Annotated in this window: 19 protein-coding genes; 5 read left to right on the forward strand and 14 right to left on the reverse strand. The window is 61.6% G+C overall.

The window, feature by feature from the left end; genetic code table 11:
* Window positions 1–195: 195 nt before the first annotated feature.
* Window positions 196–1,233, forward strand: coding sequence for an NADP(H)-dependent aldo-keto reductase (locus tag J4E58_RS10135; RefSeq protein ID WP_087092011.1), 1,038 nt, complete (start codon window positions 196–198; stop codon window positions 1,231–1,233).
* 54 nt (window positions 1,234–1,287) lie between these two features.
* Here J4E58_RS10135 and J4E58_RS10140 read toward each other — a convergent pair whose 3' ends face one another.
* The gene (locus J4E58_RS10140; protein ID WP_016703546.1) at window positions 1,288–2,424 is read right to left on the reverse strand and encodes an acyl-CoA dehydrogenase family protein; all 1,137 of its coding nucleotides are present in this window, start codon (window positions 2,422–2,424) and stop codon (window positions 1,288–1,290) included.
* A gap of 244 nt (window positions 2,425–2,668) precedes the next feature.
* Between J4E58_RS10140 and J4E58_RS10145 the strand changes: the two genes are divergently transcribed.
* The gene (locus tag J4E58_RS10145) at window positions 2,669–3,568 is read left to right on the forward strand and encodes a GlxA family transcriptional regulator (RefSeq protein WP_172963002.1); all 900 of its coding nucleotides are present in this window, start codon (window positions 2,669–2,671) and stop codon (window positions 3,566–3,568) included.
* A 47-nt stretch (window positions 3,569–3,615) separates the two neighbouring features.
* Here the strand turns inward: J4E58_RS10145 and zapE are convergent, their stop codons facing one another.
* From zapE to J4E58_RS10160, 3 genes are all read right to left on the reverse strand, one after another.
* Window positions 3,616–4,710, reverse strand: a complete 1,095-nt coding sequence (zapE, locus tag J4E58_RS10150; RefSeq protein WP_007928431.1) for a cell division protein ZapE — start codon at window positions 4,708–4,710, stop codon at window positions 3,616–3,618.
* 87 nt (window positions 4,711–4,797) lie between these two features.
* The gene (locus J4E58_RS10155) at window positions 4,798–6,153 is read right to left on the reverse strand and encodes a tryptophan--tRNA ligase (protein WP_087092012.1); all 1,356 of its coding nucleotides are present in this window, start codon (window positions 6,151–6,153) and stop codon (window positions 4,798–4,800) included.
* A gap of 24 nt (window positions 6,154–6,177) precedes the next feature.
* On the reverse strand, window positions 6,178–6,807 hold the full coding sequence (locus J4E58_RS10160) for an alpha/beta hydrolase (protein ID WP_053262572.1): 630 nt from the start codon (window positions 6,805–6,807) through the stop codon (window positions 6,178–6,180).
* Between the two features lie 144 nt (window positions 6,808–6,951).
* Here J4E58_RS10160 and J4E58_RS10165 point away from each other — a divergent pair, with 144 nt between their 5' ends.
* Window positions 6,952–7,386, forward strand: coding sequence for a YhcB family protein (locus J4E58_RS10165; RefSeq protein WP_007928428.1), 435 nt, complete (start codon window positions 6,952–6,954; stop codon window positions 7,384–7,386).
* A 183-nt stretch (window positions 7,387–7,569) separates the two neighbouring features.
* Here the strand turns inward: J4E58_RS10165 and J4E58_RS10170 are convergent, their stop codons facing one another.
* From J4E58_RS10170 to J4E58_RS10190, 5 genes are all read right to left on the reverse strand, one after another.
* Window positions 7,570–8,301 (reverse strand): OmpA family lipoprotein, encoded by a 732-nt coding sequence (locus J4E58_RS10170; RefSeq protein WP_009045527.1) that lies wholly within the window; start codon window positions 8,299–8,301, stop codon window positions 7,570–7,572.
* A 114-nt stretch (window positions 8,302–8,415) separates the two neighbouring features.
* Window positions 8,416–9,060 (reverse strand): MBL fold metallo-hydrolase, encoded by a 645-nt coding sequence (locus J4E58_RS10175; protein WP_007928426.1) that lies wholly within the window; start codon window positions 9,058–9,060, stop codon window positions 8,416–8,418.
* A gap of 118 nt (window positions 9,061–9,178) precedes the next feature.
* Window positions 9,179–9,679, reverse strand: coding sequence for a methylated-DNA--[protein]-cysteine S-methyltransferase (locus J4E58_RS10180; protein ID WP_087092013.1), 501 nt, complete (start codon window positions 9,677–9,679; stop codon window positions 9,179–9,181).
* 148 nt (window positions 9,680–9,827) lie between these two features.
* Window positions 9,828–10,073 (reverse strand): hypothetical protein, encoded by a 246-nt coding sequence (locus J4E58_RS10185; protein WP_172963001.1) that lies wholly within the window; start codon window positions 10,071–10,073, stop codon window positions 9,828–9,830.
* The gene (locus tag J4E58_RS10190) at window positions 10,063–10,248 is read right to left on the reverse strand and encodes a hypothetical protein (protein ID WP_087092015.1); all 186 of its coding nucleotides are present in this window, start codon (window positions 10,246–10,248) and stop codon (window positions 10,063–10,065) included. The genes J4E58_RS10185 and J4E58_RS10190 overlap by 11 nt, the downstream gene beginning before the upstream one ends.
* Window positions 10,249–10,382: 134 nt before the next feature.
* Here J4E58_RS10190 and J4E58_RS10195 point away from each other — a divergent pair, with 134 nt between their 5' ends.
* Both J4E58_RS10195 and J4E58_RS10200 read left to right on the forward strand, forming a co-directional pair.
* On the forward strand, window positions 10,383–11,066 hold the full coding sequence (locus J4E58_RS10195) for a response regulator transcription factor (RefSeq protein WP_087092016.1): 684 nt from the start codon (window positions 10,383–10,385) through the stop codon (window positions 11,064–11,066).
* Window positions 11,051–12,391 (forward strand): HAMP domain-containing sensor histidine kinase, encoded by a 1,341-nt coding sequence (locus tag J4E58_RS10200; protein ID WP_087092017.1) that lies wholly within the window; start codon window positions 11,051–11,053, stop codon window positions 12,389–12,391. The genes J4E58_RS10195 and J4E58_RS10200 overlap by 16 nt, the downstream gene beginning before the upstream one ends.
* Before the next feature lie 8 nt (window positions 12,392–12,399).
* Here the strand turns inward: J4E58_RS10200 and J4E58_RS10205 are convergent, their stop codons facing one another.
* From J4E58_RS10205 to J4E58_RS10225, 5 genes are all read right to left on the reverse strand, one after another.
* Window positions 12,400–15,135, reverse strand: coding sequence for a LuxR C-terminal-related transcriptional regulator (locus J4E58_RS10205; RefSeq protein WP_087092018.1), 2,736 nt, complete (start codon window positions 15,133–15,135; stop codon window positions 12,400–12,402).
* Between the two features lie 325 nt (window positions 15,136–15,460).
* Entirely contained in the window at window positions 15,461–16,825 is a 1,365-nt protein-coding gene (locus tag J4E58_RS10210; RefSeq protein WP_007928419.1) for a DUF1329 domain-containing protein, read from the reverse strand.
* Window positions 16,826–16,853: 28 nt separating this feature from the next.
* Window positions 16,854–18,743 carry a DUF1302 domain-containing protein gene (locus J4E58_RS10215; RefSeq protein ID WP_087092019.1) on the reverse strand — a complete coding sequence of 630 codons (1,890 nt, stop codon included), beginning with the start codon at window positions 18,741–18,743 and terminating at the stop codon, window positions 16,854–16,856.
* Window positions 18,744–19,080: 337 nt separating this feature from the next.
* The gene (locus J4E58_RS10220) at window positions 19,081–20,763 is read right to left on the reverse strand and encodes a fatty acid--CoA ligase (RefSeq protein ID WP_053262578.1); all 1,683 of its coding nucleotides are present in this window, start codon (window positions 20,761–20,763) and stop codon (window positions 19,081–19,083) included.
* A gap of 255 nt (window positions 20,764–21,018) precedes the next feature.
* A complete protein-coding gene (locus tag J4E58_RS10225; protein ID WP_087092020.1) occupies window positions 21,019–22,119 on the reverse strand; it encodes a hypothetical protein in 1,101 nt (366 codons plus the stop codon).
* Window positions 22,120–22,136 lie beyond the last annotated feature (17 nt).

Genomic DNA, 22,136 nt, shown 5'->3' on the forward strand with positions numbered 1-22,136 from the left:
ATAGTGCGTACTTTGACAAGTCAAAGGCAGCCGGATACAGACGCTATCGGGGGCTCGGGTCAGCGCGTCCGTTATACGGCAAGATTCTTCGGCAGGCGGCGCATCACTTCCACTGCAGAAAGAGCTGCGGAATTATGCAGATTGCGAAAAAAAATTCAACCTGCTTTTATGATTGTTTTGCCGAAGGAGCACCCGATGGACTATCGCCAGCTAGGCCGGACCGACCTGAACGTGAGTGCAATCTGCCTGGGAACCATGACCTGGGGCGAGCAAAACAGCGAGTCCGAGGCCTTCGCCCAGATCGAACGGGCCAAGGCTGCCGGGATCAATTTCATCGACACCGCGGAGATGTACCCGGTGCCGCCAAAGGCCGAAACCTATGCCACCACCGAGCGCTACATCGGTAACTGGTTCAAGGCTCGCGGCGATCGCGCCGACTGGATCCTGGCGAGCAAGATCGCCGGCCCCGGCAACACCATCGACTACATTCGCGACAACCAGCTCAAACACAACCGCAAGCACATAGTCCAAGCCTTGGACGCCAGCCTCAAGCGCCTGCAGACCGACTGGATCGACCTCTACCAGCTGCATTGGCCAGAGCGCAGCACCAACTTCTTCGGCCAACTGGGCTACAAGCACAAGGAAGAAGACTTCACCCCGCTGGAGGAAACCCTCGAAGCCCTGGATGAGCAGGTCAAGGCCGGCAAGATCCGCCACATTGGCCTGTCCAACGAAACCCCCTGGGGCACCATGAAGTTCCTGGCCCTCGCCGAGAGCCGCGGCTGGCCACGGGCGGTATCGATCCAGAACCCCTACAACCTGCTCAACCGCAGCTTTGAAGTGGGCCTGGCGGAAATCGCCATTCGCGAACAATGTGGATTGCTGGCCTATTCGCCACTGGCGTTCGGCTTCCTCTCCGGCAAATACGAAGGCGGCGCGCGCCCGGCCAAAGGCCGCCTGAGCCTGTACAGCCGCTTCAGCCGCTACTTCAACCCGCAATCGGAAGCGGCCTGCAGCCGCTATGTCGCCCTGGCCCGCGAGCACGGCCTGGATCCGGCGCAAATGGCCCTGGCATTCGTCACCCAGCAACCGTTCGTCACCAGCAACATTATTGGGGCGACCACCCTCGAACAACTGGACAGCAATATCGCCAGTCTCGAGCTGAAGCTGTCGAATGAGGTGCTGGCCGGCATCGAGGCGATCCACAAGGACCACCCGAATCCGGCGCCGTAACCCGCTCGTAGGAGCGAGCCTACCTGGCTCGCTCCTACGCGCAACCCAATGCCGCTACAGGGAACGCGCGATGATTTCCTTCATGATCTCGTTGGTCCCGGCATAGATCCGCTGCACCCGCGCATCCGCCCAGGCCCGGGCCACCGGGTACTCCCACATGAAGCCGTAACCGCCGTGCAACTGCACGCATTCGTCGAGCACCTTGCATTGCAGGTCCGTGCCCCAGTACTTGGCCATGGCGGCGGTCGGTACATCGAGCTTGCCTTGCAGATGCAATTCCAGGCAGCGGTCGACGAAGACCCGGCCGATTTGGATCTCGGTGGCCATTTCCGCCAGTTTGAAGCGGGTGTTCTGGAAGTCGGCGATCGATTTGCCGAAGGCCTTGCGCTCGCGGGTGTACTCCAGGGTCCACTGCAATGCCGCCTCGGCTGACGCCAGACCGCCTACCGCCACCGTCAAACGCTCCTGCGGCAACTCCTGCATCAGGTAGGCAAAGCCCATTCCGGCCTGCCCCAGCAGGTTTTCCTTGGGCACACGGACGTCCTGGAAGAAAAGTTCGGAAGTGTCCTGGGCCTTCATACCGACCTTTTCCAGGCGTTTGCCCTTGGAAAAACCGGGCGTATCCGCCTCCACCAGGAACAGGCTGGTGCCCTTGGCGCCGGCCTTCGGATCGGTCTTGGCCACGACAATCACCAGATCGGCCAGATAACCGTTGGTGATAAAGGTCTTGGAGCCGTTGATCACATAGTCGTCACCGTCCAGCACCGCAGTGGTCTTGACCCCCTGCAGGTCGGAGCCGGCGCCTGGCTCGGTCATGGCAATGGCCGTGACCATCTCGCCGGACACCAGTTTCGGCAGGTACTTGTGCTTCAGCGCCTCGCTGCCGTAATGCAGGATGTAAGGCGCGACGATATCGGAATGCAGGGAGAAGCCGATACCGGTCAGACCAAGGCGCCCTACCTCCTCGATCACTACCGCGCTATAGAGAAAGTCAGCCCCCAGTCCGCCGTACTCCTCGGGGAGATGGGAGCAGAGCATTCCCGCCTCACCGGCCTTGTTCCACAAGGCGCGGTCGATGTAGCCCTGTTTTTCCCATTGCCCATGGAATGGCACGGCCTCCTTTTCCAGGAAGGTACGTACGCTGTCACGAAAGAGTTCGTGCTCGGAGCTGAACAAGGTTCTGGGGATCATGGGGCCACCTGTCGTTATTGTTAGCCGGGATTGGCCCACAGAGCCTAAGCCCACGCGTACGACACAGGACACTGGACACATCCGACAAAAAATAAGACGATCCAGCCGTCTGGTGACCACTTTCCCCTATAAGAACAATTGAATTATGTCTAACCAAACCTCCACGCCCTTGCGGCGCGTCAGCATCCTGGCCATCGACCGGGTTTTCGCCTCCACCCTCATGCAAGCCAAGGATTTCTTCCATCTGGCCAGCCTGCGCTACGGCAAGCAGCTGGGCCAGGGCCTGACCCCGGCCTTCGAAACCCGCCTGGTCAGCCCCGATGGCAAACCGGTATGCAGCTTCAGCAACGTGATCATGCCGGTGGACGGCGGCCTGGAAGATACCGACGTGATCATCCTCCCGGCGTTCTGGGACGATTTCGAAACCCTCTGCCAACGTTATCCACAGATCCTGCCCTGGCTGCGCCAGCAACACGCCCGCGGCGCCGTGCTCTGCGGCGAGGCCACCGGGGTGTTCTGGCTGGCCGAAGCCGGGTTGCTCGACGGCAAGGAAGCCACCACTTACTGGCGTTTCTTCAATGCCTTCAGCGAACGCTTCCCCAAGGTCCAGCTCAATCAGGACAAGCACCTGACCGACGCCGACAACCTGTATTGCGCCGGCGGCACCACTTCGGCCTGCGACCTGTACATCTACCTGATCGAGCGTTTCTGCGGCGCCAACGTGGCCCAGGCCGTGGCCCGCGACATTCTCTATGAAGTGCAGCGCAGCTATTCCCCGGGGCGTATCGGCTTTGGCGGCCAGAAGCTGCACCAGGACGTGATCATCCTGCAGATCCAGCACTGGCTCGAAGAGCATTTCGCCGACAAGTTCCGCTTCGAGGACGTGGCCCGCGAACATGGCATGAGCATTCGCAATTTCATGCGCCGCTTCCAGACCGCCACCGGCGACAAACCCCTGCATTACCTGCAGCGCCTGCGCATCGAAACCGCCAAGGGCCTGCTCTCGGGGACGCGCAAGAGCATCAAGACCATCAGCTACGAGGTCGGCTATGACGATGCGAGCTTCTTCGCCCGCCTGTTCCGCCAGCACACCGAGCTGTCACCGAACCAGTACCGGCAGCAGTTTCACCAACAAGCCGCGTAAATGAAAAAGGGCCTGCAATGCAGGCCCTTCTTTTTATCCGGAAACCGTTAAGGCTTGTGCGCCCGCGAGAGGAACTCGTGGGACTGCATTTCCAGCAGACGGCTGAGGGTGCGCTGGAACTCGAAGGTCAGGCGGCCGCCGGTGTACAGATCCTTGAGCTCGACTTCAGCGGAAATGATCAGCTTGACGTTACGGTCGTAGAACTCGTCGACCATGTTGATGAAGCGACGGGCGATATCGTCGGTGGCGACGCTCATCTGCTCGACACCGCTGACCAGCACGGCGTGGAAGATCTTGCCCAGCTCGATGTAGTCATTCTGGCTGCGTGGGCCATCGCACAGTTCGCGGAAGTCGAACCAGGCCACGTCATCGCAGGTACGCAGGGCGCGGATTTCGCGGTTCTCGACGATCAGCACATCGTTTTCCACCGCCTGGGTGCATTCCGGCGTCAGCGCACGGAAGCTCTTGCGCAGGCTTTCGTGGGCCGCTTCGTCCAGCGGGAAGTGGAACAACTCGGCCTGCTCCAGGTGACGCAGACGGTAGTCGACGCCACTGTCGACGTTGACGATCTCGGTGTGCTGCTTGATCAGGGCAATGGCCGGCAGGAAACGCGCACGTTGCAGGCCGTCCTTGTACAGGCCGTCCGGCACGATGTTCGAGGTAGCCACCAGGGTCACGCCGTTCTTGAACAGCTCTTCCATCAGCGTGCCGAGGATCATCGCGTCGGTGATGTCGGAAACAAAGAATTCGTCGAAGCAGATCACCCGGGCCTCGTCGGCGAAGCGCTTGGCGATGATGGTCAGCGGGTTCTTCTCGCCGCCCAGGGTTTTCATCTCCTCGTGCACACGCTTCATGAAGCGGTGGAAGTGAGTACGGACCTTCTGCTTGAACGGCAGGGCTTCAAAGAAGGTATCGACCAGATACGTCTTGCCACGCCCTACCCCGCCCCAGAAGTACAGGCCCTTGACCGGCACCTGGTCTTTCTTGCCAAACAGCTTGCCCAGCAGGCCCGGCTTGTTGTTCGACGCGGCGATCAGATCGTCGTACAGGCGCTGCAAATGACGCACGGCGGTTTCCTGCGCGGCGTCGTGGAAGAACTCCGGGCGTTTCAGATCAGCTTGGTATCGTTCTAGGGGCGTCATAATTCGTTAGCAAGGCAACAAAAACGGGCCGTCACTGTAGCGACGGCCCTTGAGAATGGCAATCAGCCCTTGGTCGGGAGATTGCGGTTAGTCCTGCACAGGCGCCAGGGCGACGCGCAGCGCATCGATCGCCGCATCGCGGGCCGCCGTGTCGGCAAAGGCCGGGCTATCGGCCACGCACTCGCCTTCCAGCCACACGCTGAAACCCAGCGCTTCAGTGCGCAGATCCAGAGCCTGGCCGGATTGCAGTTGCTTGGTCACTGCACCTGCGGTCTTGCCGTCGGCGAAGTTGCGCGACAGCAACAGTTGCTCGCCATCGGCGGCCAGCAGGCGGAAACGGAAGCTGCCGTCGTCTTCGCGGAAGCTGACGAAGCGCGCGGCCTTGGCCGCTTTCTTCTTGGTGGTCGCCGCCACTTGTACCTGATTGACGAACGAACGCAGGCCCACGGCCTCGCGCAGCTCGTTGAGGAATGGCGTGGCCACGGCGCGGGCTTTCTTGGCGCCGGCCTGGAGGATGTCTTCCAGGTCCGAAGGACGCTCGATCAACTGGTGATAACGCTCGCGCGCCTCACCCAACTGGTTGTCCAGCAGCTGGAACAGACGATTCTTCGCCTCGCCCCAACCCAGGCCCTGCAGCAGCTCGCTGCGGAATTCGTCAGCCTGGGCCGGCGTCGCGAAAGCCTGGAACAGGGTGAACAGGTGAGCGTTGTCCGGGTCCTTGGCTTCGCCAGGAGCGCGGGAGTCGGTGACGATGCGCGAGATCGCGTCCTTCATGTCCTTGGCGCTGCTGAACAACGGGATGGTGTTGTCGTAGCTCTTGGACATCTTGCGGCCATCGAGGCCCGGCAAGGTGGCGACGCTTTCCTCGATCAGCGCCTCGGGCATGGTGAAGAACTCCTTGCCCTGGCCGAACAGATGGTTGAAGCGCTGGCCGATATCACGGGCCATTTCCACGTGCTGGATCTGGTCGCGACCGACCGGCACCTTGTGGGCGTTGAACATCAGGATGTCCGCGGCCATCAGCACCGGGTAGCTGTACAGGCCCATGGTGATGCCGGCGTCCGGGTCTTCACCGGTCTCGACGTTTTTATCCACCGAAGCCTTGTAGGCGTGAGCACGGTTGAGCAGGCCCTTGGCCGCCACGCAGGTCAGCAACCAGGTCAGCTCCGGGATTTCCGGGATGTCCGACTGGCGATAGAAAGTCACGCGCTCCACATCCAGGCCACCGGCCAGCCAGGTCGCGGCGATTTCCAGGCGCGAGCGCTGGATACGCAGCGGGTCATCGCACTTGATCAGCGCGTGATAGTCGGCCAGGAAGTAGAACGAGTCGGCATTGCTGTCGCGGCTGGCGAGGATCGCCGGGCGGATGGCGCCGGCGTAGTTGCCCAGGTGCGGCGTGCCGGTGGTGGTGATGCCGGTGAGGATGCGCGTACGAGTAGTCATGGGTAATCGCTTATCAGACTGCAATCAATTCGAGAGTCGTGGCAGTACCAGATCCTTGAGATCGGTGAGCTTGCCATGAAAAAAGTGTCCGCATTCTGCCACTTTCAGCAGCTCATGGGGGCGCTCAAGCGCGTCGGACCAGTCATAGACCAGCTGCGGGTCGACCACTTCGTCGGTTTCCGGCTGGATCAGGGTCAGCGGGCAGTTCTGCGGCAGCAGGTCGCTATCGCGCAAACGCATCACGGCGGCAGCGACCATGAACAGGTGCTTGAGCGGCTCGCCGCGGGCCTCTAGGCGCCCGCCGAGGCTGGCGGCGACGAAGCCGCCGAAGGAGAAGCCGAGCAGGGTCATCGGCAAGTCCGGGTGCTTGGCCCGCAGCCATTCGGCAGCCGCCTGCGCGTCGTCGACTTCACCGCTGCCCATGTCGTGGCTGCCTTCGCTGGCGCCGACGCCACGGTAGTTGAAACGCAAGGTGATCAGGCCGGCGTCACGCGCCGTACGTTGCAGGGTCGAGACCACCTTGTTGAGCATGGTGCCGCCCTGCACCGGGTTCGGATGGCAGATCAGCGCCACGCCACGGGCGTCGGCGACATCCAGATACAGGGCTTCCAGTTGGCCGACCGGGCCGGCAATCACTACGGGGGTTTCACGCATAAGCAAGGAAGGAACTCCGTGACCTCGAATCGGGTCGACTCGTCTAGCAAATTGTCTGTGCCAATCTATTGCGAGTGAATCGCGGTATACAGCGCAGGTTCGAGCCGTTAACGTAAAGCAAAGCCGTTTATAGAGGAAGGACTCGTGGAACACTCGCTCCTAGTTTGGTTGTTGCCGACTCTTGCCCTGATCGCGGGTGTCGCCATTGGATTTCTGGTCGCTCGCCTGCTGCCGAATGCCGCGCCTAACCGCACGCAACGTCAGCTGGATGATATTCAGGAACGTTTTGACAGCTATCAGAACGAAGTGGTCACCCACTTCAACAGCACCGCCACCCTGGTGAAAAAACTCACTCAAAGCTATCAGGAAGTGCAGGACCACCTCGCCGAGGGCGCCAACCGCCTGGCCCTGGACGAGTTGACCCGCCAACGCCTGCTGGCCGCGCTGCACTCCGACTCGGTGCAGGCTCCACGGGAACGCCTGACGCCACCGCGCGACCAGGAACCACCACGGGACTACGCGCCAAAGACGCCTAACGCGCCTGGCATGCTCGACGAGCATTATGGTCTGAAGAAGTAATCAGGCTTCGCGTCCAGTAAAAAGCCCCCGGACAATTCGGTTGTCCGGGGGCTTTTTTGTATCTGGTGATTTGATAGCGGCTGATCGGACCTCTTCGCGGGCAAGCCTGCGAAGAGGCCGGAAAAGGCCACACACAAAAATGCCCGATCACAGGATCGGGCATTTCTTCATTCAAACGATCAGTTACGGATACTGCTGAACCGTACCCGGCTGTTGCTGCTGACCACCATACTGCTGGCCAGGAATCGCCTTGAGGTTCACTTCCACCCGACGGTTCTGCGCACGGCCATTGACGTCGCCGTTGCTGGCGATCGGGTTATCCGGGCCAGCGCCACGGGCCGACAGGTTCGCACCGCTGACACCTTGCGAGGTCAGGTAGGTCGCCACGCTCTGGGCGCGACGCTGGGACAGGTCCATGTTGTGCTGGCGGCTGCCGGTGCTGTCGGTGTAGCCGACGATTTCGATCTGGTTCTGGTTGAACTCCTTGAGGGAGTTGGCCAGGTTGTTCAGCGGTTGATAGAAGCTTGGGGCGATGTTCGCCGAATCGGTGGCGAAGGTGATGTTGCCCGGCATGATCAGTTTGATCTGATCGCCCTGGCGCTGCACTTCGACCCCGGTATTGGCCATGCTGGCACGCAGTTTCTTTTCCTGCTGGTCGGCGTAGTAGCCGTAGCCGGCGGCGGAAGCACCGACTACCGCGGCGCCGATCAGCGCGCCCTTGCCACGGTTGTTGTGGTCGATGGCGGCACCGGCCAGCGCACCGGCCAAGGCACCCAGGCCACCGTATTTTGCAGTTTTGCTCATGCCCGTGGAGCCGTCGGCCTGCCCCTGATTGTCATAGGGGTTAGGCGAAGCACAGCCGGACAACAAGGCCACAGCGGTAGCAACAACGATCAAACGACGCGAGGTGAACATGGAGAAGCTCCTACTTTTTTCATTCTGTGATGCAGCGGACGTTGGCAACAGACCTTTGCAGGCGTTTGAACACGGCCAATGACAAAAATTCCGTGAAACTTTTGACAGCAAAGGTCAGGCCCTGACAAAGGGATTTTCACGCATTTCATCGCCCAGGCGGGTGTCCGGACCATGCCCGGCCACCACAGTCGCGTCTTCATCGAGGGTGTACAGACGCTGCTTGATCGAACGCACGATGGTGGCCTGGTCGCCCCCCCACAGATCCGTGCGCCCTACCCCGCGCTTGAACAACGTGTCGCCGGCAATCAGCAGCTTAGCCTCTGCGAACCAGAAGCTCATGGAACCCGGGGTATGTCCCGGCGTATGCAGGGCCACGCCGCAACCGCAGGCCAGTTCTTCGTCGTCCGCCAGCCAGCGATCCGGTGCCGGTACCGGCGTGTAAGGCACGCCGAACATGCTGCACTGCATCTCCAGGTTGTCCCAGAGGAACTGATCCTCCTTGTGCAGGTGCAGGGTCGCGCCGGTTTTCTCCTTCATCTGTCCGGAGGCCAGGAAGTGATCCAGGTGGGCATGGGTATGAATAATACTCACCACCTTCAGCCCCAGCGCGTCGAGCCGCGCCATGATCAGGTCGGGATTGCCGCCCGGGTCGACGACTATGGCCTTTTTTGTAACAGGATCGCCAATGATCGTGCAGTTGCACTGCAAGGGGCCGACGGGGAAGGTTTCGCGAATAAGAGTGGGCTTGGCGGCTTCCATGGGATGTTCCTGAAGAAATCGATGGGCCATTCTCGCACAGCTTGCAGCCGCTGCTTTGCCGCGCAATGCAGACAACGACAACTGCCGCCCACGCCCCCGGGGCGGCAATCATTCACAGTCAGAACGCCAACTGCAGGGTTTCCTCGCCTTCCAGCGCCAGCAGAAACTGCTTGGCCTGCAGGCCGCCGGCAAAACCGGTGAGGCTGCCCGAGGCGCCGATCACCCGGTGGCAAGGTGCGATGATCGAGATCGGGTTCCGGCCATTGGCCGCACCGACTGCGCGCACGGCCTTGGGACTGCCCACCTGCGCGGCAATCTGGCTGTAGCTGCGGGTTTCACCGAAAGGAATGGTCAGCAGCGCCTGCCAGACCTTGCGCTGGAACTCGGTGCCGATAAAGTCCAGTTCCAGTTCGAAGCGATCGCGGCTGCCGGCAAAGTACTCCTTGAGCTGGCGTTCGGTTTCCAGCAAGACCGGATGATCGTCGGCAGGCTGCAACGGGCCGAGACGCACCCGGTTTTCGCGTTCGTTCTCCCAGAGAATCGCGGCGAGCTTCGTGCCTCTGGCAACCAGGGTCAGTTGACCGACGGGCGAGTTGATCAATTTGAATACGCAGGACATGGTAAGCCTCCTTTATCTTCCAGGGAGATCAGGCCCGGACCTGGCCTTCATCTCGGTACGCCTGCACTGTAGATCGACATTCAAGCGCAAGAACTACGTTTCTTGCGCTTGAACTCAGTGCCGGATTTTCCTGGGGCCGCTACATCGGCTATTCATCCTCTTCGATCAGATAACAATTGTCACTGCTGCTGCGCCGGCCGTGGGGATCGACGATAAAAGCCCCACGCCCGTTGCCGCACTCCAGCAGATGCACCGGCGACAGTTCACGCTGTTGATCGATACGCGCATTGAGCCGGACGATATAGGTGCCCAGCGCAAGCGCCACGCAAAGAATCAGCAACAGGCACAACACCAACTGGTCGGTGTAACCCGCGCAGGTCTTTTCAGAAGGCATAGGCAATAGAGCCCGATCCTGCTGCCAGCCCACCCCCATTCCCGGTCAAGAACCCTGACAGCGGCCCACCCCCGCCCAGGCGCGCCACAGACGTGCCGGGCGACAAGGCACAGGCCATCAGGCCGATGACAATCAAGACCAGCAGAATGCCTTTGACGACGGGAGACAGGTTCATGGTGGCGCTCTCTTGGTGTAAAAGCCGCCACCCTAGAGCCCGGCGGGTTAACGCCAGGTAAACATCGGTAAAAAACGCGCCGGCTCCGTTATCCTCTGGGCCACTGAGCGACACAGGTCCAAGGGGACGTTCCCGTGCATATCCACCTGCTGCTGGTCGAGGACAACCTCGACCTGGCCAACACCGTCATCGAATACCTGGAGATCAGCGGGATCGTCTGCGATCACGCCAGTAATGGCCAGACCGGCCTGAACCTGGCGCTGAGCCAACACTATGATGTGATCCTGCTGGACATCATGCTGCCGCGCCTGGACGGCCAACAGCTGTGCAAACAGCTGCGCGAACAGGGCAAACAGACACCGATCCTGATGCTCACCTCGCTGGATGCCCTGCCGGACAAGCTCGCCAGCTTTGCCATGGGCGCCGACGATTACCTGGTCAAGCCCTTCGAACTGGCCGAACTGGTGGCCAGGATCCGCGCCCTGAGCCTGCGGCGCAGCGGCCAGGCCAGCCGCCTGCAAGTGGCCGACCTGACCATGGATCTGTCCACCCGCAAGGTCAGCCGCGCCGGACAGGAACTGCACCTGTCGCCCACCTGCTGGACCCTGCTGGAATGCCTGATGCGTGCCAGTCCCGAGCCGGTGGGGCGCGAACGTCTCGAGGCAACGGTCTGGGGCGACGAGCCGCCGGACAGCAACACCCTCAAGGTGCACATGCACCGCTTGCGCAAGGCGGTGGACAAGGATTTCAGCCAAGCGCTGATCCACACTATTTCTGGCGTCGGTGTGCAGTTGAGGACTCCATGCGTAAAGGGCTGAGTCTGAAATGGGTGATCAGCGGCAGTTTCCTGCTGTTGATCGCCGTGGTGCTGCTGATCTACAGCCAGCTGCTATCGAGCTATAGCATCCGAGGCCTGCTCTATACCGCCAGCGCCATGATGGAAGAAGAAGCCCTGTATTTCGTCAGGCACTACAAGAAAGACCCAAGCCTTGCCCCGCCGCAGAACTATTTCTTCAGCAGCGTTATCGGCAAGGAAGCGCTGCCGCCGAAAATTCGCCAGTTACTGGATACGCCGCCAACCCTGTCCTTCGGCGCCGTGCAGGTGTTCGGTGAACTGGACGCCGATGGACAGGATGAAGTCAAGGCGATCCTGGCCCAGCCCCTGGGTGACGGCAAAATCCTCTACATGTTCGATGTCGACCACGACCATGAAGAAGGTGGCGAGGTCGAGACCCCGTTGTCGGATGCCTATCTCGATCACGAACTGAACAGCATTAATGTCATCAGTCTGGCGGTATTCATCCCGGCACTGATCATCATCGCCCTGCTGGTCTGGTGGCTGGTGCGTCCTCTCGGCCGGCTGGCCCAGTGGTCCACCACCCTGAAAGATCCGGAGGAGGTGTCCAGCCAACGCCCGAATTTCCGCTTCAAGGAGTTCAATGTCCTGGCCGACTCCCTGGCCCAGAGCGTGCAGCAGGTGCAGGCCGCCAGCCAGCGCGAAGGGCGCCTGCTGCGCTACACCAGCCATGAGTTACGCACGCCGCTGGCTGTGCTCAAGGCCAACCTGGAACTGCTGACCCTGCAGGCCGGGGGCTCGCTGCCCCTGCCTCTGCAACGTATCGAACGCTCGGTGCTGAACATGCAGCGCATTGCCGAGACGCTACTGTGGATGAGCCGCGAGCGCGCTGAACCCTTGCCGGAAGAAGCCATCGACATGGCCGAGTTGTTCAACGAATTGATCCAGGAGCATCGCTACCTGATCGGCAAGCGGGATATCGAACTGATCCTCGACATCAGCAACGAGCCTTGTCGCCTGCCCCTGACCGCCTGCCGAATCGTGGTTGGTAACTTTCTGCGCAATGCCCTGCAATATGCTGAAGAAGGCAGCATCGAAATCACCTTCGAACAGCTGCAACTGCGCATCGTCAACCGTATCCGTGATACCAGCCAGTCAGAAGAATCCAGCGACTTCGGCTACGGCCTGGGCCTGGAGCTGATGCGCCAGTTGTGCGCCAGGCTGGGCTGGCACATCCAGGTCCTCACCGAACAACAGCGCTTCACCGTGACCCTGGACTTCAACACCGCAGAGCCACCTGCTTCGCCCCAGGAGCGAGCCGAGGACGATACCTGCAAGATCAGCTGAGCGCTCAATCAGCCCAGTAATCCCAACTCCTGGGCCCGGGCCACGGCCTGGGTGCGACGCTCCACCCCCAGCTTGCTGTTGATATGGCTGGCATGGGTCTTCACGGTGTGCAGCGAGATAAACAACTGATCGCTGATTTCCTGGTTGGAACAGCCCTGGGCGATCAGTTGCAGCACCGCCAGCTCGCGGGAGCTGAGGGCTTCGCCGTGATGCTGCTCCAGGGAATCACGTGCCACGGCGGCCGGCAGGCGTTCGAGCAAGGTCTGGCGCAGTGGTGTCGCCGCCCCCTGCTGAAGTTGCTCGCGAACCCAGGCCGGATGCGCCCGCACCGCCCATTCGAAGGGTTGCAATGCCCCGCCCACGGCAGCCTCCAGCGCCTGGGCAAAGGCCTGTCGGGCCTCGGGGTCGCGCCCCTGGGCCAGCAACAGCGCGACCTTCTGGTTCAGCGCCATCACATTGAGCATCTGCCGCCCGGTCTGCCGGCCATGCTCCAGCAGTTTGTCCAGGCGCTGCTCGGCCAGGGTCGGCTCGCCCTGGATGCTGTCGAGCAAGGCTTGCTGCAACTCGATATGCAGCGGCAGCTGTGGATGAAACTCCGGCGCGGCGGCAGCCTGGTCGCCGGTGTAGGTCTGCCCCAGGCGAGCCAGCCAGGCCTGCGCCAGGTCGGTGCGGCCCTGGGCCAGCCAGAGTTCGCATTTGACCAGGGTGATCATCGCCAGGTAGTAGATCGGCGGTACGTCCCAGATGTGCATCAGGCGTTCAGCCTCGGCCAGCTCGGCAAAGGCCTTGGCAAATTCACCGTTGTGACCTTCCAGGTTGGCGATCACGCAATGGCCGATCAGCACGCTGATATCGCGACAGGCCCGTGCCTCGACCAGCCCCGCCCGCAGGCGCGCCAGTCCGGTCTCGGGCTGGCAGCGCAACGCCAGCAGGTAACCTTCGTACAGCGTCAGCCGCGCCCGTATCGCGTACAGGCGTTGCGCCGACAGGCCATACAAGCGCTGCAAGCCCTGGCGGACTTCATCCAGCGCCCGCAGGATCTCGCCGCGGGCTTGCAGCACCCGGGCCCGGTCGTAATGGGCCAGGGCCTCGAACAAGGGGTTGCCGACCCGCTGCGCCAGTTCCAGGGACTCGCGGTTGAGCCCCCGGGCACGCCACAGGTCGCCATCGGCGATCGCCAGGTTGGACAGGGTCGACAGGCACACCAGCCGCTGCCCGTAACGTTTCTGGGGCAAGGTTTCCAGGGCTTCGGTGCAGTACAGCAGGGTCAGCTCGCGATTCCCCCGTCCGCGGGCGACGATCCCGCTCAAGGCCAGCCATTGCGCCAGCATGGATTTCTGCGCGGTGGCCGAGGGGGCTGGCAGGAAGCGGCTCAAATGGCTGGCCAGCTCCTCGGCGGCATCCAACTGGCACGCCAGCCCCAGCGCCCAGCTGTACAGCACGATCAGCCGCGGGGTGCTGATCAGCAGGCTGTCGGGCAAGTCCATTTTCCAGCGCAGCAGCATGCCGACGTTCTGCTCGGCCAGCAGTTGTTCCTCGGACAGGTTCTGTACCAGGTTCGCCGCCACGTCCAGGTGCCCGGCGCGCAACGCCTGCTCCACCGCTTCGTCCAGCAGCCCCTGGGCGTTGAACCAGCGACAGGCCCGCAGGTGCAGGCTGGCTGGCGGCAATATCGCGTTGGCGGTGGGCCGGGTGCGCAGCAGGTCGGAGAACAGGTGGTGATAACGGTACCAGTGCCCCTGCTCGTCCAGCGGCACCAGGAATACCTGGTGGGCCAACAGGTAACGCAGGATCTCGGCACTGTCGTGGGACTCGCGCAATGCATCGCACAGGTCGCTGCAGAAACGTTCCTGGGGCGCCGTGTCGTAGAGGAACGACTGCACCTCGGCAGGCAGGCAATCGATGACTTCTTCCAGCAGATAATCGCGAATCAGGCCTTCGCCGCCATTCAGCGACTGCGGCAAGGTTGCGCCACTGCCCGCCTCCGAGGCCGCCAACAGCCAGAAGCGCAGCCCCGCCACCCAGCCTTCGCTGCGCAGGATCAAGTTTTCCAGCGCCTCGCCGCGCAGCGAACTGCTGTGCCAGTCGAGCAGGGTCAGGGATTCGTCGTAGGTCAGGCGCAGGTCCTGTTCGTGCAGCTCCAGCAACTGCCGCGACAGGCGCAGACGCGCCAGGTGCCAGTCCGGGCGCTGGCGGCTGGTTACCAGCACCAGCAAGCCATCGGGCAAATGATTGAGGAAGAACTGCAGGCAGCGATCGAGCACCGGCCCTTGGGCCAGGTGGTAATCGTCCAGTACCAACAACAAGGGAGAAGCACTGGAAAGATGGGCCGCCAACTCATCGAGCAGCCCGTCCAGCCACTCTTCGAAGGCGAAGGGCTGGTGGCGCTGGCGCATCTTCAGCAGCCCGAGGGATTGGTTGCCCAGTTGGGCGAAATATTGTTGCAACCCCTCAAGCAGGCGTTCGAGAAAACGTCCCGGATCGCTGTCCCGGCGACTGAGCCCCAGCCACAGGCTGCGCCAGTGCGGCGGCAGGCTTTGGCAGAACTCCACCGCCAGCGAACTCTTGCCAAAACCGGCCGGTGCGCTGACCAACAGCAGCCGGCCATTGAGGCCCGCGCTCAAGCGCTCGCACAGACGCGGCCGCAGTACGTAGCCGTCGGGCAAGGGAGGTCGGTAGAAGCGCCCTTCCGGCGCGGGAATGGCCGCACCGGCAGGCCCCTGGATACGGGACAGATCAGTCATGGCCAACTCTTATTGAAGTGCTGTTGTCGGCAATACAGATGTCGGCAGACTAGCGGTAAAAAGCCCCCTGTTGAAGATTTTTGCTACAGATGGATAGAAAAAGAATACAACCGGGTTTTTCAGCGTTCCCCGCGTACCAGTAGGAGCGAGCTTGCTCGCGATAAGGGCAGCGCGGTTTTACCGGGAGGTGGCATTGTCTGGAGTTTTTTTCGCGAGCAAGCTCGCTCCAGAGGCCACCCCGGGCCTTGTAGAAAAACGCAGACAATAAAAAACGCCCCGAACCAGTCGGGGCGTCGATCGAGGATGCGCCTCGATTTACCGCGGGTTAACGAACGCCATCCTGGCGCAGGGCCGCCGGAGTGAAGTCGCTGGTGGTGGCGGTGAAGCCGAAGTCGTAGGCCGATTTCTCTTCGTTCTTCATGCCCAGTGCCAGGTAACGGCCGGACTGCAGGTCGTAGAGGGTTTCCAGGGCGTACCACGGCACTTGCTTGTCGTAATAGTTCTCGGCATGCGCCTCGGCCACGCGCCACAGCTGGCCACGACCGTCGTAGTGGTCGATCACTGCGGCCTGCCAGGTGTCTTCATCGATGTAGAAGTCACGCTTGGCGTAGATATGGCGCTGACCTTCCTTCAGGGTCGCGACCACGTGCCAGACACGGCGCAGCTCGTAGCGAGCCAAGTCCTGGTTGATGTGGCCGGCCTTGATGATCTCGGCGTACTTCAGCTGCGGCGAGTCGAGCTTGTAGCTGTTGGAGGCGATGTACATCTCCTTCTTGCCTTCCAGCTTCCAGTCGTAGCGGTCCGGCGCACCGTTGTACATGTCGAGGTTGTCGGAGGTACGCAGGCCGTCGGCGGCGGTACCCGGACCGTCATACGACACTTGCGGGGCGCGACGCACACGACGCTGGCCAGCGTTGTAGACCCACGCCGAACGCGGCTCCTTCACCTGGTCGAGGGTTTCGTGCACCAGCAGCACACCACCGGCCAGACGCGCCGGCGCGGTCACTTTCTGCTTGAAGTAGAACAGGATGTTGCCCGGGTTGGCCGGATCGTAGTCCTTCATCTTGTCGCGGAACACGAACTGGTCCTGGAAGTACACCAGGCTGAAGGAGCCGTTGGCCTGTGGCGTCGCCTGGGTCACCAGGCGGGTCACGCTGCCGCCGCGATAGCGGGTGATGTGGTTCCAGATGACTTCCACGCCGCTTTTCGGAATCGGGAAAGGAATGGCGGTCTTGAAGTTTTCCAGGCCGTTGCCGCCGCTGACCAGGTTGGTCTTGGTGGCGTTTTCCTTGATCGCGGCGAACACATCGGCTGGCACCGTGGCGCCGCGATGGGAAGGATAGACCGGCATCTTGTAGGTTTCCGGGTAGCGCTTGAACATCGCGTACTGCCCTGGCGCCAGCTTGTCCTTGTACTGCTCGACGTTCTGCGCGGTGATGGTGAACTGCGGCTGCTCGCTGGCGTACGGGTTGGACAGGAAACCCTTGCCATCCACACTGCCGGCGTTGGTCGGCAAGGCTTTCCAGGCCGGAATGGTGCCGGCTGAGTTACCGGCCATTTCCGCGCCCATCGGCGTCAGGGAGGTACCCAGCTTGGCCGCTTCATCGGCCGAGACCGCGGCCATGACCCCGGTCGCCAGCAGCGACAGCCCGAGGACACCGACCTGCAACAGACTCTTGGTTACTTTCATATTCTTGTTCTTCCTGAAAATGCAGTGCTTAGAAGTTCACGCCGAAACTGAGGGCCACGAAGTCACGGTCATCCACGGTGGTGTACTTGCCGTCGAAGAAGTTGGTGTACGCCAGGCTCGCGGTGTAGGTGTTCTGGTACTCGGCATCCACGCCCAGGCTGATGGCCTTGCGACCTTCCTCGAAGTTGCCGCCAGGGCCAGGCGAGTAACCGCTGACGTCATGGGACCAGGCCACGTTCGGCTTGAGGTTCACACCGGCGAACACGTCGTTGTATTCCCAGATTGCACGACCGCGATAACCCCAGGAAGTCGAGGTGGTGAAGCCGTCGTCGTTACAGTTGCGGCTGCGATTGTTGGTCGCCGCGCCTGGGCCCGCGCCGTTGATGGTGCTGGTATTGAGGATCTGCGAGCAGGTGTCCAGGCTGCCGGTGGCAGGCAGTTCGCCCGGGCCATAGACCGGATCGCGGCCGTAACGAACCTTGGAGGTGCTTTCCAGGCCGCCCACGTAGGTCAGGCCGACTTCACCAACCAGGGTCAGGCGGCTGGCGCCCATGATCTGATCGAAGAAGTGGGTGAAGGTGGTCTGCAGCTGGGTGATCTCTTTACGGCGATAGCCGTGCAGGTCCTGACCCGGGGAGCCGTCGAGCAACGAGGCATTGGCCAGGGTGCCGCCCAGGGGGCGAACACCGGCGAACAGGATATCGGTGGAGTTCAGCTGCACCGGAGCGTTCGGGCGATAGCTGATCTCACCGCTCCATGCGGTACCGGTAGGCAAGGTGGTGGAGAAGCTCAGGCCGTAGAGGCGGATGTCCTCAGGGTACTCGACGAAGTACTCGGAGCTGCCCGCCACCACCAGTGGGCCCAGGGCGCGGAACGCTGGAGGCAAGGCCGCGACACGGTCGAAGACCGACTGCGGAGCACCGGTGGCGCTGAAGATCGGCGCACGGCTGTGGTAGTTCATGAAGTACGCGCCGAACTCGGTGTCGAGCGGCTCGTACATGTACTTGAAGGACACGCCCCACTGCCCGCTGTCCCGTGCATCGCGGTCCGGGCCACGACGCACCAGCACGCCTTCCTGATTGACGTCGACGCCCGCGGCAGCCAGTGGCCCCAGGGCAATCGACGGAATGGTCGAGCGCTTGTTCAACACGCGCAGGTTGTCGCTGCAACCGTCGGCGATGATGTCCGGCTGGGAGAAGAAGGTGCCGCAGTTGTCGACGACGGTCTGGTCCCATTCCAGCTGATAGAAGGCTTCGGCCGAGAGGTTCTCGGTCAGGCTCTGGGAGACATAGAACATGTTGACCGGGATCAGGCCTTCCTTGATCTCCGCACCAGGACGGCGGAAAGCCGATACGTCGATCGGGTTGATCGAGTTGATGCCGCCGCCGATGAAGGTACTTTCACCCCAGCTCACCACTTGCTTGCCCAGGCGCACGGAACCCGGCTGCTCGGCGATCGAGTAGTTGTGGTAGATGAAGGCGTCGAGGATCTGCCCGCCGGAGGACTTGGCGCCTTCCTTGCGGTTGCTGTCGCTGATGTCCTTGAACTCGCGGCTTTCGTCCTTGAGCTCGAAGTCATACCAGTACTTGCCACGGACGAAGACGCCGGTGTCGCCGTATTTCAGTTCAAGGTCATGGATGCCCTTGAAGATCTTGGAAAAGGTTTCGCCGCTTTTGAAGTTAGCGTGGCCATCGTCGGAGGTCTGGGACAGGCCATGACCGCCGTTGTTGACACCAATCAGATTCTTGTTGGGGCTCTGGGTAGACCAGCTCGCACCCAGCGATAGAGAAGAGTCGAACTGACCTTCGATTTCACCGATGTTGAAACTGACGCCGAAGGCAGGTCCGGCGAGCGTAGAGGCGAGACTGACGGCCAGAGGCAGTTTCGCCCGGCGCCAGAACTGGTTTACTGATGTCATCGACGCTACTCCATGTGCTTTATTGTTATGGCAGTGAGCACTTTTAAAAACGCTCTGAACGGGCGGAACCCAGTCAGCCCCGAAGTCGTTCAAAGTTGCATCGCCCCATGTTGTGCGGTTGCCCCGTTCTTAAAAATCCTTGGGCGGACTATAGCCAGCAGGTGGTACGGCTTGATCCCTCTAAAGTGTGATTTGCAGCCTCCAACCACTCTGGAACGGTCCTTTCGCCAGTCCGGCAAATGCCGGCACGGCAAGGATGGCTGAAAATTCGGATTTGACAAGGCAAGCGCTTGCTTGGTGGGCTCTACCGTGCCCTTTCGGGCACGGTAGGAGGTGTTTATAGCGTCGAAAGAAAGGTGCTGTTGTTGGCCTGCCATTCGGTGATGTCGAGGCGGATGCGCTTCTTGTCGAGCTTGCCGACACTGGTCTTGGGAATTTCAGTAACAAGGGCGATCTGGCTGGGAATCGCCCACTTGCTCAAGTGCCCCTGTTCGACAAACGGCTTGAGATGCTCCTTGAGCTCCTTGGCCTCGATCGCATGCCCTTCACGGACCACCAGCAAGGCAAACGGGCGCTCGCCCCATTGCGGATCGGGGATCCCCACCACTGCTACTTCGCGTACCGCCGGGTGGCGGCTGATCAGGTCTTCCAGGGCCAGGGACGATACCCACTCGCCTCCGGTCTTGATCACATCCTTGATCCGGTCGCGAATATCGATCACGCCCATGCCGTCGAGAGTCGCCACGTCGCCGGTGTGCAGCCAGCCGCCTTCCCACAGCTCTGCGCCCTTCTGCGGCTCGTTGAAATAGCCTTCGGTCAACCAGGGCGCACGCAGCACCAACTCACCCTGGGTCTCGCCATCGGCCGGCAGGAAGTTGCCATCGCCATCGACAATCGCCGCCTCCACCAGAGGTCCGGGCACGCCGGCCTTGATCCGGTAGGTAGTGCGCTCATCCTCGGTGCCCACCAGCAGTTCTTCGTTAAGGTGAGCGCAGGACACCAGCGGCCCGGTTTCCGACATGCCATAGGCCGCCGTCAGCTGAATGCCCTTGGCCTTGGAGGCCTCGTACAGCGCACGGTTGAGCGCGCTGCCGCCAATGACGATCTTCCAGCCGCCGAAATCCGTGCCCTGGGCCGCCTTGGCATTGAGCAGCATCTGCAAGATAGTCGGCACGCAATGGGAGAAGGTGACCTTCTCCTTGCGCCACAGCTCCACCAGCAGTTCCGGGTCGTAACGGCCGGGGTAGACCTGCTTGAGGCCGAGCATGGTCGCCACATAAGGCAGGCCCCAGGCATGCACGTGGAACATCGGGGTAATGGGCATGTACACATCGCTGGTGCCCAGCAGGCGCACGCTGTCTATGCTGCCCATGATCACCGCAACGCCCATGGTGTGCAGCACCAGCTGGCGGTGGGTGAAGTACACGCCCTTCGGATTGCCGGTGGTGCCTGTGGTGTAGAAGGTGGTGGCCACCGAGTTTTCGTCGAAATCCTCGAAGGCGTACTGGGTGCTGGCAGCCGCCAGAAGCTGCTCGTATTCGCCCACCAGGTTGGGCAGGTCGGCGCTCTTGTCCGGGCCGTCGGTCAGTAGCAGGGTTTTCTCCACCGTGCTCAGTTGCCCGGCGATCGCCTGGTAGAGCCCGACAAACTCGCTGTTGACCAGCACGAAGCGGTCCTCGGCGTGATTCATGGTGTACAGGATCTGTTCCGGCGACAGGCGTACGTTGATGGTATGGATCACCGCGCCGATCATCGGGATGGCGAACATGCACTCCAGATAGCGATGGCTGTCCCAATCCATCACCGCCACGGTATCCCCGGCCTTGACCCCGGCAGCCGTCAACACGTTCGCCAGCCTGGCCACGCGCTCGATCAGGGTTGGGTAGCTGTAACGCAGCTTGTCCCGGTAGACGATTTCACGGGTTTTCTCGTAACGGGTGCCGGACATCAGCAGCCGCTTGATCAATAGCGGGTATTGGTAGGCGCCTTCGGCTGGCGGAATAACGCGAGTCTGCAACATAAGCATCCCTTTTCGTGACTGCACGGTCGTGGCTGAAGAACGCTCACTCTAGAGCGCCGCTGGCTCTGCCAAATCAGCCAAAGGAATGATTTGCAGAGCCGTACGAATGCTAGCTCCAAGCCAGCATTCGCGCGACCAGACATTCGCCATGGGAAGGCACATGCGTGAGCGTCAAGCCGTTTGCTCGACCACCCTGCGCGGGAATAGCTCGGCGCCCCGAATCAGCTCAAGGCGCCAGGACCCATTACAGCCCCATCAGTTAGCCCCGGGTGTAGCCCCGTGCGGTTGCAAATGCTGTTGCAGGTAGCTGCGCAGACGTTTTTCCAAATCGCGGTTACGCGGCCTGGGCAACCCGGCCGGCCATTCGCCACGTGCCAGCGCGCGAATCGGCGCCTGCTGGCTCATGCCCCGGCGCTGGATCTGACGCAGCCCCTGATCCCACCAGACATGGCGGCAAGCCTCGACATAGGGAGAGATCGGACCGCAGCTGCCATACAGCAAGTCGCGTCCGACTTTTTGCATGTCCTTGTTCTGCCGCCTCAAGTAGAACTTGATCCGCGAGCGCTGAAACAGCGACGGCAAGGGTTTACGCCGTGGGACCTCGCGCTGCAGGCGCAGCAACTCCGGCCGGAAGGCTTCGCCATGGCGCTGGAAGAACAGCGCTTGCATGGCGTGGAAGAAGTCCTTGTCGGAGAAGTAGTGATAGATGCAACTCTTGCTCTCGCCCACGGATTGACCGCGCAAGGCAAATGACAAGGCGATCTGTTCCAGTGTGTGCAGGTCCTTGATGTGGGCGCTCCACTCGTCAATCAAGGCAATCGAGGCTTGCATCAGCGGACCATCGCCGGCCGTCAGGCCACAAACCCCGCTGTTGAACAGACGCTGGTCGTCGGCTACCGACTGACCGCTGGCCTGCAGGTAGCGGTCGAGTTTGACGAACTCGGGGCGGGTACGGACCTCGGACCAGAGAAACTCGTCTTCATCGATCAGGTATTGGCCGGGTGCGATGCGATCGAACAGCCGCTGCGGGTCGGCCTCGAACAAGGTGTCGGTATCGACAAACAGGGTCTTGTCCGCCAGCAGGAGGCCTGCGGCAAAGGCACAGGCCTTGCGTCGGTGGTAGTAGCCCTGGTCACCCTGCCACTCGACCAGCGTTTGCTCACTCAACGGCACCACTTGCACCGGCCAGCCGTGGTAATCCTCGGGACGGTCGGTCATGACCCGAATCACCAGCGGCTCGGCACTCTTGCTCTGGTCGAGGGCCGTCAGAATGCTGAACTTCGCTTCATGGCGATAAACCTCTTTGCCGCCATAAACCAGATAGAGCAACTGCTGCGGTACTTTTTGTATCGTCATCAAGCGTCCGGTCTCGC

This window comes from Pseudomonas sp. FW305-25, assembly GCF_017351415.1.
Lineage (GTDB): Bacteria > Pseudomonadota > Gammaproteobacteria > Pseudomonadales > Pseudomonadaceae > Aquipseudomonas > Aquipseudomonas chlororaphis.

Bases quoted from the DNA above. Each gene is read 5' to 3' on its own strand.
- zapE (WP_007928431.1), bottom strand. From the start codon at position 4,710: ATGACGCCCCTAGAACGATACCAAGCTGATCTGAAACGCCCGGAGTTC.
- J4E58_RS10220 (WP_053262578.1), bottom strand. From the start codon at position 20,763: ATGTTGCAGACTCGCGTTATTCCGCCAGCCGAAGGCGCCTACCAATAC.
- J4E58_RS10180 (WP_087092013.1), bottom strand. From the start codon at position 9,679: ATGTCCTGCGTATTCAAATTGATCAACTCGCCCGTCGGTCAACTGACC.
- J4E58_RS10135 (WP_087092011.1), top strand. From the start codon at position 196: ATGGACTATCGCCAGCTAGGCCGGACCGACCTGAACGTGAGTGCAATC.
- J4E58_RS10155 (WP_087092012.1), bottom strand. From the start codon at position 6,153: ATGACTACTCGTACGCGCATCCTCACCGGCATCACCACCACCGGCACG.
- J4E58_RS10140 (WP_016703546.1), bottom strand. From the start codon at position 2,424: ATGATCCCCAGAACCTTGTTCAGCTCCGAGCACGAACTCTTTCGTGAC.
- J4E58_RS10225 (WP_087092020.1), bottom strand. From the start codon at position 22,119: ATGACGATACAAAAAGTACCGCAGCAGTTGCTCTATCTGGTTTATGGC.
- J4E58_RS10210 (WP_007928419.1), bottom strand. From the start codon at position 16,825: ATGAAAGTAACCAAGAGTCTGTTGCAGGTCGGTGTCCTCGGGCTGTCG.
- J4E58_RS10215 (WP_087092019.1), bottom strand. From the start codon at position 18,743: ATGACATCAGTAAACCAGTTCTGGCGCCGGGCGAAACTGCCTCTGGCC.
- J4E58_RS10200 (WP_087092017.1), top strand. From the start codon at position 11,051: ATGCGTAAAGGGCTGAGTCTGAAATGGGTGATCAGCGGCAGTTTCCTG.
- J4E58_RS10170 (WP_009045527.1), bottom strand. From the start codon at position 8,301: ATGTTCACCTCGCGTCGTTTGATCGTTGTTGCTACCGCTGTGGCCTTG.
- J4E58_RS10205 (WP_087092018.1), bottom strand. From the start codon at position 15,135: ATGACTGATCTGTCCCGTATCCAGGGGCCTGCCGGTGCGGCCATTCCC.
- J4E58_RS10160 (WP_053262572.1), bottom strand. From the start codon at position 6,807: ATGCGTGAAACCCCCGTAGTGATTGCCGGCCCGGTCGGCCAACTGGAA.
- J4E58_RS10185 (WP_172963001.1), bottom strand. From the start codon at position 10,073: ATGCCTTCTGAAAAGACCTGCGCGGGTTACACCGACCAGTTGGTGTTG.
- J4E58_RS10175 (WP_007928426.1), bottom strand. From the start codon at position 9,060: ATGGAAGCCGCCAAGCCCACTCTTATTCGCGAAACCTTCCCCGTCGGC.
- J4E58_RS10190 (WP_087092015.1), bottom strand. From the start codon at position 10,248: ATGAACCTGTCTCCCGTCGTCAAAGGCATTCTGCTGGTCTTGATTGTC.